Origin of the sequence: Ketobacter alkanivorans, from assembly GCF_002863865.1 — a bacterium.
In the GTDB taxonomy this organism is placed as follows: domain Bacteria; phylum Pseudomonadota; class Gammaproteobacteria; order Pseudomonadales; family Ketobacteraceae; genus Ketobacter; species Ketobacter alkanivorans.
Window position 1 is genome coordinate 3,623,637 of the sequence record NZ_CP022684.1, and the last position, 13,619, is coordinate 3,637,255.

The window sequence follows — 13,619 nt, forward strand, 5'->3', positions numbered from 1 at the left end:
GTGAGTGAGGCTACAAATTGAGCTGATGCAGTTATCAGATAACCGTAGCGCCCCTCAGCTTGCATCGCTGCGGGGCAGGAACAGTAGCTGGTAATTGACCGCGTCCCGACCGGGGTCTTCGATTTCCAGAGTCAGGTGGATGGGGGTGTTGCTGGGCATGCTGTTCAGGTCAATGGTTTGGTCGCTGATGTATTCTTTTGGAGTGAAGCGTCGGCTGGCGACAGGGTCGCCATTGATGTTTTCGAAGTTGAGTTGCACGACCGGATAGGGCTGTTCAAACTTCGCCTGGTTTTTGATGATGACGTCGATGACCAGTGCGTTTTTTTCAAAGGGGTGGGATCGCACCACTAAATTGGTGCCCACTATACGCGATACATCGCTTTGGGAGGCCAGTTCACAGCCGATCATGGGGCAGTATTGGGCGATGATGGGCCTCAGGGCGGGAATGCGGGATAGCTCATCAAAATGGAAGTATGTGTATTGGGCGCCGAGGCTGAGAATCAGCACGATCATGGCTACAGCCCAAAGTGCGCCGCGGCCGGAAGGCTCCGATTGTTCTTCTGAGCCGTATTCCAGTGCACTTAGCCGAATCTGCTGATTGATGACCTCGTCGCTGTCAGCAAACAGGTTTTCGGGGGTTATGGCTTCTATCTCGTGGTCTTCAAGATCGTCGAGATCGGTCAGCTTGGGCTCTTTGTGTTTACCTGTCGGGGTGCGATCTTCTTCCAGCAGGCGAAAGAAGTCCTCGGTTTCATCTGTGCGCAGCTCGGCTTTTGGCTTTTTGCTGGACGATTTGGAGAGGGCTTTCTGTTTGTGTTTATCCTGTTTTGCTCGCTCGATGATTTCTTTTTTGTCCTTGGACAATTCTTTGGCAGCAAACGGGCTGTTGTCTTCTTCTTCTGGTTCGTCGATCAGCATGGATAGGCCGGATGGCGGCGGCTTTTTGGGTGATTCTTCTTCTTCGAGTTCATCCAGCATGGCTTTGGCCCAGGATTCATCGTCGGAGGAGTCGCCGCTGCCAAATTCGTCTTCTTCTATTTCGCTGATGGCAAAGGGATCATCACCGGCAAAGGTGCCCAGGCTGACAAAGGTGTCGCTCAGCTCGTTGCCCTGTTTCGGTTTTTTCTTTTTGGATGCAGGTTCTTCATCAAGAGAGAAGGCGTGATCGCCGCTGGTGATGCGACTTTTTGGTTCGTCTTCGTCGTCATCATCGTGAATCATCTGGTCGTCTTCGTCGTCGCCCAGTTCTTTGAGCAGTTCTTCAGCCCAGGATTCGTCGCTTTTGTCCTTTTTCTTGGGTTTTTCTTCCTGGTAGCCGAATTCTTCCAGTTTGGATTCCTGGTCGATTTTGGCGCGGTATTCCTCGCTGAATACTTCTTCGCTGGGGCTGTCCATTTCCAGGTCGTCTGAATCGTAGGGGTCCATGCCTTCGTCGGACTTCATGTCAAAGGCTTCTTCCACTGGGTCCGGAGGCAGGCTTACGGTGCGATGCTCCTCCACTACGGAGGTCTTCACGATGTGCTCCGCGGCGTGAAAGACTTGATAGCAGGCGCCGCAGCGCACAGCACCGCCGGCGATGTCCAGTTGCGCCTGTGTCAACCTGAAGGTGGTGCCGCAGTGGGGGCACTTGGTGAGCAGATTTTCAGACATGGCCCTGATCGAGATCCCTGATTGGTTATTCTTTTGATTTTACACAGTTTAGCGTCTGGCGCTGTGATGTGTTGATAATTTTAGCGCGCTTTTACACCGGTCAGGCGTACCCAGTCGCCGTCGATGGCCGCTGGATCCATGTTGAACCATTGGCTGTAGGTGTCGCTGACGTCGTTTGCCTGATCCTTGAGGATGCCGGATAGGATGATGTTGCCTGCATCGAGGGTGTGCCCCGCCAGTCGTTCCGAGAGGCTCATCAGTGGCCCTGCCAGAATATTGGCCAGCATGATGTTGGCTTGAATGGCGGGCATGGTGTCTGGGGCGAATACCTGTATTTTGTCGGTAACGTTATTGCGCTGGGCGTTGTCCTGGGTGGCGATGAGTGCCTGCGGATCGTTGTCGACGCAGTACACGGTTTTGGCCCCCAGTAGTGCAGCGGCGATGGCGAGGATGCCGGAACCGCAGCCATAGTCCACCACAATTTTGCCAGCCACGTCTGCACTGTCCAGCCAGCGCAGGCATAGGGCGGTGGTTTCGTGGGTGCCGGTGCCAAAGGCGAGGCCAGGATCCAGCATCATGTTGACGGCGTTTTGGTCTGGTGGTGTTTTCCAGCTGGGGCAGACCCAGAGGCGTTGGCCGAAGGCGATGGGCTCAAAGCTGTCCATCCATTCGCGTACCCAGTCTTTGTCTTCCAGGGCTTCTACTTTGATGGGTAGCTCTGCGCCCAATTCGTTGCGCAGTGCCAGGCAGATCAGGTCGATGTCGGCGTCTGCTTCGAACAAGCCGGTGAGGGTGGTGTCGTCCCAAATCGGGGTGGTGCCCAGGGGTGGTTCCAGCAGGGGCTGGTCTTTGCTGTCTTCCAGTGTGACCGATACCGCGCCCAGCCCCATCAGTAGATCTTCGATGGCGGGGGATCGGCTTCCGGTGGTTTGCAGTTTGACTTGAATCCAGGGCATTGGGGCGCTTCTTTACTGATAAGTGAGGCGCGGCAGGCGTGCCACGCGCAAAAGCACAGTTTACCTGAAGTTGGTGCGGTTTCAGAAACGGTGTTTTGCGCGCGGCGTTTTTCTGCGGTTGGGCGGGTTAGTGCATGCCCAGTATTTTCTCCAGATAGTGGATGTCTACGCCACCTTTGTTGAAGCCGCTGTCCTGCATGATCACTTCTTGATGCAGGGGGATGTTGGTCTGGATGCCTTCCACCAGAATTTCATCCAGGGCATTGCGCATGCGTTGCAGGGCAATGTCGCGGTTTTCGCCATAGGTGATCAATTTGCCGATCAGGGAGTCGTAATTGGGCGGCACTTTGTACCCAGAGTAGATGTGGGTATCCATGCGTACGCCATTGCCGCCCGGCGCGTGCCAGTGGGTAATGGTGCCAGGGCTGGGGATGAAGGTCTTGGGGTTTTCGGCGTTAATGCGACACTCGATGGAGTGGCCGACAATTTTAACGTCTTCCTGTTTGATGCTGAGCTTTTCCCCGGCTGCGATGCGCAGCTGTTCTTTGATGATGTCGACACCGGTGACCATTTCGGTAACCGGGTGTTCTACCTGAACCCGGGTGTTCATTTCTATGAAGTAGAACGCTTCGTTCTCGTACAGGAATTCGAAGGTGCCAGCGCCTCGGTAGTTGATGTCGATGCAAGCCTGGCGACAGCGCTCGCCCACTTCTTTGCGCAGCGCTTCCGGGATACCGGGTGCGGGCGCTTCTTCTACCACTTTTTGATGGCGACGCTGCAGGGAACAGTCGCGGTCGCCCAGGTAGATGGCGTTGCCCTGGCCGTCAGACAGCACCTGGATTTCTACGTGGCGCGGGGTCGTGAGGAATTTTTCCATGTAGACGGTGCCATCGCCAAACGCGGCACTGGCTTCGGCCTGGGTCAGCGCGACGGATTTGATCAGGTCTTTCTCGCTGTGCACCACGCGCATGCCGCGACCACCGCCGCCGGAGGCCGCTTTGATGATCACGGGAAAGCCGATTTCGCGGCCCATTTTCAGGATGGCGTTGTTATCGTCAGTCAGGGGGCCATCGGAACCGGGTACGCAGGGTACGCCGGCTTTTTTCATGGCTTCAATGGCGGACACTTTGTTGCCCATGAGGCGAATGGTGTCTGCATCGGGGCCGATGAAGATGAAGCCGCTGTCGGTAACCCGTTCGGCGAAGTCAGCGTTTTCTGCCAGAAAGCCGTAACCGGGATGGATGGCGGTGGCTCCGCTGATTTCGGCGGCCGCGATAATGGACGGTATGTTGAGGTAGCTTTCGGATGCCTTGGCGGGGCCGATACAAACTGCTTCATCCGCCAGTCGAATGTGCATCAGTTCTTTGTCGGCAGTGGAGTACACCGCCACGGTGGGGATGCCGAGCTCCTTACAAGCGCGCAACACCCGCAGAGCGATTTCGCCGCGGTTGGCGATAAGCACTTTTTCCAGCATGGTGTTGGCCTTTTAGTTGATGACGAAGAGAGGTTGGTCGAATTCAACCGGCTCGGCGTTGTCCACCAGAATCGCTACCACGGTTCCGGATTTGTCTGCTTCGATCTGGTTCATCATTTTCATGGCTTCGACGATGCACAGGGTGTCGCCTGCTTTTACGCTTTGGCCCACTTCTACAAACGGTTTGGATTCCGGCGAGGAGGAGCGATAGAAGGTGCCCACCATGGGCGATTTCACTTTGTGGCCATCGGGCTCGTTGCTGGCTGGGGCGGCAGCCGGGGCTGCTGCTGTTGCAGCGGGAGCAGGGGCGGCAACGGGTGCGGCCGGTGGTGGCGCGTAGTATTGTGGTGCTGCACCGCGGTTGGCGTTGCGGCTGATGCGCACGGATTCTTCACCTTCTTTTATTTCGATTTCGTCGATGCCGGATTCTTCCAGTAGCTCGATTAGTTTTTTTACTTTGCGAATATCCATGTGAAATTCTCTTTATTATGTTGTGAAACGGCGTTGGTCTAATCGTTTATTGTTTGGCCAGCTGTTGAGATGCGGCCAGCATAGCCAGTTCGTAGCCTTGTGGGCCCAAACCGGCGATCACGCCCACGGCGATGTCCGACAGATATGAGTGCTGGCGGAATTCTTCGCGGGCGTGAACATTGGAAAGGTGTACTTCGATAAACGGGATTTTGACTCCCAGCAGGGCGTCACGCAGGGCAATGCTGGTGTGGGTCAGCGCACCGGGGTTGATGATGATGAAATCGGTGCCGTCGGTCATGGCGGCGTGGATGCGCTCGATCAGTTCGTATTCCCGGTTGCTTTGCAGGCAGTCACATTGGTGCCCCAGGGTGCTGGCCACCGTGCACAGGTGCTGCTGGATCTGATCCAGGGTCTGGGTGCCATAGATGCCGGGCTCCCGAGTGCCCAGCAGGTTCAAATTCGGCCCGTTGAGTACCAGCAATTTCGCCATAATGAGGGTGATTCCTGTGGTCTTGCCTGTGTTTTTTTGACTGATTTCGTCCGGATTATAACGAGAGCCAGCAAGAGGTTCCTGTGCTTTGTGGCACTTCTTACAATTGCTTACAAGTTATCTACGGTAGGTTGCATGTTTACCGAAGTTAGCCGGTTTTTCACTCTATAAGTTGTTACTGGATATGATGATCATCCAGGTGTTTCATGAATTGCGGCTTACTTTTATAGGCGTATATGCGGGCATTTTCGAGTTCTTCGCCACTGCTGTTAAAGAACAGAATGGCCGGTGGGCCGGGCAGTTTGTAGCGTTTCAGCAGCTGGCTGTCTTCGGGGTTATTGGTGAGGTCGATCTGCAGCCAGAGGTGATCACTCAGGCGGGCTTGGACGTCGTTCTTGCTGAAGGTTTCATGCTCCATTTCAAAACAGGCGGTGCACCAGTCGGCAAAGTAATCAAGCATCACCGGTTGTTGTCGGGCCTTGGCGCTGGCCAATGCTTGCTCCAGCGCCTGTTCGCTGCGAATGCGCTGAAATGGCAGTTCGGTGCGGGCTTCTATGCTCTGGGGTGAGTTAGCGGGTGCCGTCACAAACTGGGACAGGATGAGAGCAGCGCCACAGATGACAACGGTCAGGCCGATGCCTCGGAACAGTTTGCCTTTGGGGCTGGTAAGGGGATCGAATGCACCCAGATACAGGCCCGCCAGAATAAAGAGGCCGCCCCCGATAACCCAGGCTAATAGGTCGGGCAACAGGTGTTTCACCAGCCACAGCGCCACCGCCAGCAGCATCACGCCGAACAGCCCTTTTACGTTGTCCATCCAGCCACCGGCTTTGGGCAGTATGTTGGCCCCGGTGACGCCGATGGCAATCAGCGGAGTGCCCATGCCGAGCCCTAAGGCCAGTAACGCGCTACCCCCCAGCAGCCAGTCGCCTGACTGGCCTATATACAGCAACGCGCCTGCCAGCGGAGCCGATACGCAGGGTGAGACCACCAGGGCTGACAGAATTCCGATAATGGCGACGCCGATGTACGTGCCGCCTTGTTGTTGCTGGCTGATGTTGTTAAGGCGATTTTGTACTGAGCCGGGCAGTTGCAGTTCGTAGAAGCCAAACATTGAAAACGACAGCACCACAAAGACTGCGGCGAAACTGAACAATACGGTGGGGTTTTGCATAGCAACTTGCAGCTTGGCTCCGGTAACGCCTGCCACCACGCCCAGGGCTGCATAGGTAACTGCCATGCCCAACACATAGGTGATGGACAGCGCAGCGGCTTTGCTGCGGGACAGATCTGTACCTTGGCCGACAATGATGCCGCTGAGGATTGGCACCATGGGCAGTACGCATGGTGTGAAGGTGAGGCCAATGCCGATCAAAAAGAACACACCTAAAATGCTGAGCAAGCCATTTTCGGAGAGGAAGTTTTCCAGGCTCAGGGCATCATCCGAATCCAGATCTGTACTTTTTGAGCTTCCAGCCCCCGCTTCCCCCTGATCGAAGGAGAGTTTTGGCCCTGTTAAGGGTGTTTCAGTCAGGCTAGGGTCGTCCAGATCTGTACTTACTGTCGCGCTGGGTTTGGCAGGGGGGGCTGCCTGCTCGATCAGCGGTTTGTCTGCATTGACATCAATTTGGTACATATTTGTATAGGTCTGCGGGATGTAGCACAGCCCTTTTTCCGCGCAGCCCTGGTAGCGGGCATCGATCTCTATAAAGCCGTCCGGGGCTTCTTTGATCGGTACATATATGTCTACTTGTGAATGAAAAACGATCACGTTGCCAAAGATAGGGTCATCTTTCCATTCACCAGCCTGCTGATACACCGGCTCTCCCAGTACACCGGCGCTGCCATCGGTGGTTTCAAAGCCAAAGCGATGTTTATAGAGGTAATAGCCGTCGGCGATGGTGAAGGTGAAATGCACATGATTCCCGGCTTCTATACCGCTGACCTTGAAGGCCTCATTCACCGGCAGGAATTCTTCTTCGTTGGCGAAGGCCTGAATACTCAGCCAGCTCAGCAGCAGGGCTAACATCAATTTACAGTGGTGCATGTCGGTTTTGCCTAAATTATGTACAGCTAAAGGGTGGTAAGAAAGGGGCTCAGTGTAACGTTAGACGTTTTTACCACCAAAGGGTTTCCTGTGGCGGGGATCTTTCGGGGAATGTGAACAAGGTCATGGGTTAACCAGCAACCAATTCATGCGCTGCTATAGTTAAAGTAACAACAACCAAACACTGAGCGATCCGTGCGCAAGCGAACAAGACCGGCAGTCCTGGTTCTATTATGGGTGGTCTGCTCCGCAGCGATGGCGGGGGTGCTGCCCCTTGAGATCAAGGGCAAAGTACATGATCAATATGGCTCGCTTGGTGTGGAGCGCGTTGAGCGTTGGGAAAAACTGGTGTGGGATATTACCTATCACAACGTTCCCGATCAGCTGCGGGCGGTTAACCAGTTCTTTAATCAACTTAAATTCCGTAGCGACCAAGAGCACTGGCAGCAGGAGGATTACTGGGCCACCCCCATAGAAACCCTGGCCAGTAACGGTGGTGACTGCGAAGATTTTGCCATTGCCAAATATTTCACCCTGCGCCAACTGGGGGTGCCCGCGAAAAACATGCGCATCACCTACGTTAAAGCCCTGCGCCTCAACGAGCCACATATGGTGCTGACCTATTATCCCGACAGCGGTGAGCCACTGGTGCTGGATATTTTAGTGCACGACATGCTGCCTGCGTCAAAGCGCAATGATCTGGAACCGGTATACAGTTTTAACGCGGAGGGCCTGTGGAAGGCCAAAACCCGTGGGGAAGACCTGCGCCTGGGGGATGCCGATGACATTTCCATGTGGCGAGACTTACGAGTGCGCTTGGGGCTGGGCAGCCTTTAGTTATACACTCAGAGAATAAACAAAAATAAACTAGGCAAATGCACCGCCCCGAGTTTGTCTGAGGAGAGCATCGTGAGTTTACATCGTCAAATGGTTCTGCTGATCACCGGTTTGCTGTTGGTGTTGTTGGCGGGGATTTGTTATCTGAGTGTGCGTAATAGTCGCGACTACCTTGAGATGCAAATGCACAGTCATGCGCAGGATACGGCTACCTCGCTGGGGCTGTCCATCGCCAAGCCGCTGGGGGAGGATGATCTGGCCATGGTGCAAACGATGGTGGATGCCATCTTTGATCGCGGTGATTTTGTCGAAATTGTCATTCGCAACCCCGATGGGGATGTGATGATCCGTCGTACCTTGCAGGCTCCACCGCATTTGATTCCGCAGTGGTTTGTGAACTGGCTTCAGATCAACCCCATGCCGGGTATCAGTGAAATCACCGAAGGCTGGCGTCGCGTGGGGGATGTGAGGGTGTTTTCGGATAAGGATGCTGCCAATCGAAACCTGTGGGTGGCGGCCAAACAAGCCTTTTGGTTGTTCCTGTTGGTTGGCGGCATCAGCTGGGTGGTTATCCTGTTGATTGTGCGAGCCGTACTCACCCCGTTACGCACCCTCGAGAAGCAGGCCGAGCTAATCTGCAACAAGGATTTCACCGGTCAGCAGCCGCTGCCCAAAACCCGCGAACTGAAACGTGTCGTGCAGGCCATAAACCGCATGACGCGCCAACTGAAAGTGCTGTTTGATGAGCAGGTGGCCCAGATCGAACAGGTGCGCAATCAGGCCTATGTGGATTCCATCACCGGGTTGGGTAATGGTCGTTTCTTTAATGCCCAATTGCAGGCTCGCCTGGATTCACAGGAAGAGCCATTCAGCGGCGTGCTGGTGCGGTTGCAAATAAAAGGCATGGCGGATTACAACGAACACTATGGGCACGATGCGGGCAACTTAGTGTTGCGCCGTATCGGTCAGATCTGGCAGCAATCCATGGAACAGATTGATGGCCACTGTGTGGCCCGCGTTACCGGCACCCGGTTTGCGGCGTTGTTGCCCCATCAAACAATTGATGCTGTGAAGACTATTATCGACGGTGCCATGACCAGAATTCAAAGGCTCGACGGTCTTAATCTAGGCGGCTCGAACGTCAAACTGTTCGCCGGGCTCAGCGCCTGCAAAGTAGGGGATGACAGCACCTTGCTGGAAGCCCAGGCTGCAGCCGCATTAGAGCGCGCCCAGAGCTACCAAAGCGGTCATGTTGAGATCTATGACGAGTCCTCCCACGGCGATGCTCTGGCGCCAAGTATGCCGGGCATCAGCAACTGGGCCAGTTTCCTGGAAGATGTGATCGAAAAGCAAAAAGTGGTGCTGCATTATCAGCCAGTGATCTCCTGTGTAGATCAATCCCTGATGCACTACGAAGTGCTGGCTCGAGTGGCCGTGGACGGCAAGCTGGTCACCGCCGGGCACTTTATTCCACTGGTGGAGCGGTTTGACATGGTGACTCGCTTTGATCGCATGATCATCGAACTGCTGATCAAACAATTGAAAGCCCAGCAAGATGGCAGCCGCGTGCCGCTTGCCGTGAACCTCTCCAGTCACAGCGTGCGTGAGGAGGATTTTGATGCCTGGTTACTGGCGACCTTAAACCACAACCCCGAAGTTGCGCCCTACTTGATCTTTGAGGTGCCGGAAATCACCGTGCGTACGGCCCACGGCAAACTGCGCCGCCTTGCCATTGGTTTGAAGGAGCACGGTGCCAAGCTCACTATCGATCATTTTGGAACCACTAATAGCAGCTTCGGGTATTTGAGTGGTTTGCAGCTTTATTCCATCAAGGTGGACAGCTCCTACATCCGCGACATAGAAGACAACCTGGATCACCAGTTCTTTGTACAGTCATTGGTGCGCATCGCCCATAGTCGGCAGATATTGCTTACTGCAGAAATGGTGGAGCTGGAAGCACAATGGGACTTGCTGCGTCGCTTCCAGTTGGACGGTGCACAGGGCTTTTTTCTGGGGCAACCCCAGCCGGGAAAGGAAGCGGCCTGAGCTGATCGGTGGCACCAAGATAGTTGCCACTGACAGCATAAACAGTTAGCGTAGCAACAGAATCTTCAGCTTGAGGAAAGGCATTTGGACGCGTACGACAATAAGAGCATTTTGGGAAAACTGATTACCGCATTGGTGGTCGTTTATCTGTTGGTGGCTGTGGGCTTGGGAGTTTACTGGAGCGTCGAACCTGAGATGTGGGACGTTGAGCGCGTGGTGGAACAGGATGCGGCGGCACAGGGAAAACAGCCCCAAGTCGGTTTCGCTACCACCTCCACCCTGATCCGATTAACCGACACCCTGATCAACAAACCCAATGGCGGATACATCACCAACGACATCGCACCGCCGGGCATATGGTTGGATAACATGCCCAACTGGGAATTTGGGGTGCTGGTGCAGATACGGGATATGAGCCGGGCGCTGCGCAAAGACATTGCCCGCTCCCAGTCTACATCCCGCGAGGATCTCGATCTGGCCAGGGCTGAGCCGCAGCTGCACTTTGATAATAAAAGCTTCTGGTTTCCCTCAACCGAAGGCGAATACGAAACCGGCATCAACTATTTGAGAGCCTATCAGGCACGTCTGTTGGATGACGATGCCACCAACGCCCAGTTCTATGCTCGCGCCGACAACTTGCGTAATTGGCTGGCAGACGTAGAAACCCGACTCGGCAGCCTGTCGCAAAAACTCAGTGCCAGCGTCGGCAAAGATCAGATCAATGTTGATCTGGCGGGCGATACGGCTGCCCGACAATCCACGCAATCACCCCAGGACATGCGCCTGAAAACGCCATTCACTCAAATCGACGACGTGTTTTACGAAGCCCGTGGCGCGTCATTCGCCTTGATTCACCTCCTAAAAGCCATCGAAATCGACTTTAAGGAAGTGCTGGAGAAGAAAAACGCCATGGTCAGCCTGCGCCAGATCGTGCGTGAGCTGGAATCCACCCAAGAGAACGTTGCCAGCCCCATGATATTGAACGGCTCCGGGTTTGGTTTGTTTGCCAACCACTCACTGGTGATGGCGAACTACATCTCGCGCGCCAACGCGGCGATCATTGATTTGCGTCGCTTGCTAGAGCAGGGTTGATCTGCACAAGTAAAACGGCACGATGATAATAAGGGGCAAGGTGACATTCAGCAGTCATCTTGCCCCTTATTTGTTGCCTCTCATTTAGAGTAAACCATCCCAGCCGAGCAGCTTTCTATCCATTCATCAATGGCGAGCGCCACACACTCCACCGTAATACCCCAAATTCTGTCAGGTTCTTCTGGCACGTATCTTGTTATTCCTACAGGGAATTTGCTTTTTTTCATCAAAAATAGGCGTTACAGCCCCAAATCTGCACTTGTGTGGTGCGGCTGTCAGCGCTTGTAGAATTTTGATCGCACTTTATTAGAGCGAAAAACCGGAGAGAGGAACCAAAATAATGCTTTTTGGCCGTCAGGATCGTAAAAAAATTAAGATATTGGACAAAAAAGTCCAAGAGTGGAAATACACCACCTGCGGTTACTGTTCCACTGGTTGCTCTATAGAAGTGGGGCTGGACGAGTCTGGCAAAGCCGTCGCAACACGAGGCGTGGCCACCGCCGATGTTAATCGGGGCAAACTCTGCATCAAGGGCATTTTTGAACACGAGCTGTTCGAAGCCTCAGGCCGGGGCAACACCCCTATCGTTCGCAACAAACCCTGGGAGGCCTGGCAGCCCACCAGCTGGGATGGCGCTCTCGACAAGATGGCTTCCGAAATCAAGCGCATTCAGGGTCAGTACGGGCGTGATGCGTTTGCCGTGGTATCCACCGGCCAGATCATGACCGAAGAATTCTATACCCTGGGTAAACTGGTGCGGGGTTGTATCGGCACCAACAACTACGATGGCAACACCACGCTGTGCATGGCATCCGCCGTATCCGGTTACAAACGCTCCTTCGGCTCCGATGGCCCGCCGGGCTGCTATGAGGATTTCGAACACACCGAATGCCTGATCGCCTGGGGATCTAACCTGCCGGAGCAGCACCCTATCATCTATTGGCGCTTGAAAGAAGCGTTGGAGAAACGCAAGTTCCCGCTGATTGTGGTGGACCCCCGGGTTACCATGTTCGCCCAGTTTGCCGACATCCATCTGCCCATCACCCCGGGCACTGACGTAGTGCTGCAAAACGCCCTGATGCACGTGATTCTGGCGGAAGGTCTGGAAGATCGTGACTACATCAACGCGCACACCAACGGCATCGAAGCGTTGGAAAACTGCGTCAAAGATTACGACCCCATAACGGCGGCGCGCATTTGTGGCATCGACGAAGACACCATCCGCAATGTGGCGCGGCTCTATGCAAAAGCCGGTGCTGCCATGAGCATCTGGACCATGGGCATCAATCAAAGCACGCACGGCTCGGATGGCGTAGTGGGCATCAACGATTTGAACCTCATCACCGGTAACATCGGTAAGCCCGGCGGCACCAGCCTGTCCATTACCGGCCAGTGCAACGCCATGGGCACCCGTGAGTGGTCATCCTGCTCGGGCCTGCCTGGGTATCGCGCCCTCGAAAACCAAACACATCGGGATGAAATCGCTAAATTCTGGGGTATTGATGAATCCTTCTTCCCCGAAAAACGCGGCATGTGCATGACCGATATTCTGCCCGCCATTGAAACCGGGCAAGTAAAAGGCCTGTGGTTAGTGGCCACCAATCCCATGACCTCCATGCCCAACACTCCACGCATTCGCAAAACCCTGGAAAAACTGGAGTTCCTGGTGGTACAGGATTCCTATCAGGATGTAGAAACCAACCAGTACTCCCACATGTATCTGCCTGCAGCCGTGTGGGCAGAAAAAACCGGCTGCTTCACCAACACCGAGCGCCGTGTGAATCTGATTCGCCCAGTAGTGAAGCCTCACGCCGACTCCAAGCCTGATTTCTGGATCTTCACCGAACTGGCAAAACGCTTTGAAAATGGCCAGAAGATACACTTTCCCGATACTCCAGAAGGCGCATTCAACGAAATGCGACAGCTCTCCAAAGGTGCCAGCCGTACCCTGGACATCTCCGGTATGAGTCACGACCTCATCGAAGAAAGTCGAGGTATACAATGGCCCTATCGTGAGGGCACCAAAGAAGCCAAAGGGGATCAGCGCCTGTATACCGATGGCGTGTTCCAGACCCCCGACGGTAAAGCCAAGCTGATAGCGCTGCCTTTTATTGATAACAACGAAAAACCCTGTGACGACTATCCCTTCTGGCTTAACAGCGGTCGGGTGGTAGAGCACTTCCACACACGCACCCGTACCGGCAAGCTGGGCAACTGCAACAAATTCAGCCCCACTCCCTACATGGAAATGAACCCGGATGCCGCGGCCGAACTGGGCATTCGCCACCAGACCTACGTGCGCCTGGTTTCACGCCGGGGCGATGCCGTGGTGATGGTGCAGTTGACCCAGCGCGTGCCGCGCAACATGGTGTTCATACCTTTCCATTTCCACGATTGCGTGAATCGACTGTCATTGGGGTTACTGGATCCCCATTCGCGACAACCGGCCTACAAGCAATGCTCTGTACGCATCGAACATACAGATCAAAAACAGGCCGCCAAACTCAACGCACAGCGCCGCGCGTTTTAATCGCGAATTCGAAGTAGAGGAGAGAA

The 13,619-nt window shown here is 54.6% G+C and carries 10 protein-coding genes; 4 read left to right on the forward strand and 6 right to left on the reverse strand.

What is annotated here, in order from left to right:
- Positions 1-54 precede the first annotated feature (54 nt).
- The 6 genes from Kalk_RS15445 to dsbD all read right to left on the reverse strand — a co-directional run bounded on the left by Kalk_RS15445 (position 55) and on the right by dsbD (position 7,088).
- Entirely contained in the window at positions 55-1,650 is a 1,596-nt protein-coding gene (locus Kalk_RS15445; protein WP_101895101.1) for a DUF3426 domain-containing protein, read from the reverse strand.
- An 80-nt stretch (positions 1,651-1,730) separates the two neighbouring features.
- Positions 1,731-2,606, reverse strand: coding sequence for a 50S ribosomal protein L11 methyltransferase (gene prmA, locus Kalk_RS15450; protein ID WP_101895102.1), 876 nt, complete (start codon positions 2,604-2,606; stop codon positions 1,731-1,733).
- A gap of 127 nt (positions 2,607-2,733) precedes the next feature.
- The gene (gene accC / locus Kalk_RS15455; RefSeq protein WP_101895103.1) at positions 2,734-4,080 is read right to left on the reverse strand and encodes an acetyl-CoA carboxylase biotin carboxylase subunit; all 1,347 of its coding nucleotides are present in this window, start codon (positions 4,078-4,080) and stop codon (positions 2,734-2,736) included.
- Between the two features lie 12 nt (positions 4,081-4,092).
- Positions 4,093-4,551, reverse strand: coding sequence for an acetyl-CoA carboxylase biotin carboxyl carrier protein (accB, locus tag Kalk_RS15460; protein ID WP_101895104.1), 459 nt, complete (start codon positions 4,549-4,551; stop codon positions 4,093-4,095).
- Positions 4,552-4,597: 46 nt separating this feature from the next.
- Entirely contained in the window at positions 4,598-5,041 is a 444-nt protein-coding gene (gene aroQ, locus Kalk_RS15465; RefSeq protein ID WP_101895105.1) for a type II 3-dehydroquinate dehydratase, read from the reverse strand.
- 175 nt (positions 5,042-5,216) lie between these two features.
- On the reverse strand, positions 5,217-7,088 hold the full coding sequence (gene dsbD / locus Kalk_RS15470) for a protein-disulfide reductase DsbD (RefSeq protein ID WP_101895106.1): 1,872 nt from the start codon (positions 7,086-7,088) through the stop codon (positions 5,217-5,219).
- Positions 7,089-7,283: 195 nt separating this feature from the next.
- On the opposite strand from dsbD, the gene Kalk_RS15475 reads away from it, so the two are divergent.
- The 4 genes from Kalk_RS15475 (at position 7,284) to Kalk_RS15490 (ending at position 13,593) form a co-directional block, all read left to right on the forward strand.
- Positions 7,284-7,925 (forward strand): transglutaminase-like cysteine peptidase, encoded by a 642-nt coding sequence (locus Kalk_RS15475; protein ID WP_233716663.1) that lies wholly within the window; start codon positions 7,284-7,286, stop codon positions 7,923-7,925.
- Positions 7,926-7,997: 72 nt separating this feature from the next.
- Positions 7,998-9,971: a bifunctional diguanylate cyclase/phosphodiesterase gene (locus tag Kalk_RS15480; protein WP_158643524.1), complete on the forward strand. Its 1,974-nt coding sequence runs from the start codon at positions 7,998-8,000 to the stop codon at positions 9,969-9,971.
- Positions 9,972-10,130: 159 nt separating this feature from the next.
- Entirely contained in the window at positions 10,131-11,063 is a 933-nt protein-coding gene (locus Kalk_RS15485) for a DUF2333 family protein (protein WP_407656831.1), read from the forward strand.
- A gap of 340 nt (positions 11,064-11,403) precedes the next feature.
- Complete coding sequence (locus Kalk_RS15490; RefSeq protein WP_101895110.1) at positions 11,404-13,593, forward strand: molybdopterin oxidoreductase family protein; 2,190 nt, start codon at positions 11,404-11,406, stop codon at positions 13,591-13,593.
- The last annotated feature ends 26 nt before the right edge of the window (positions 13,594-13,619 follow it).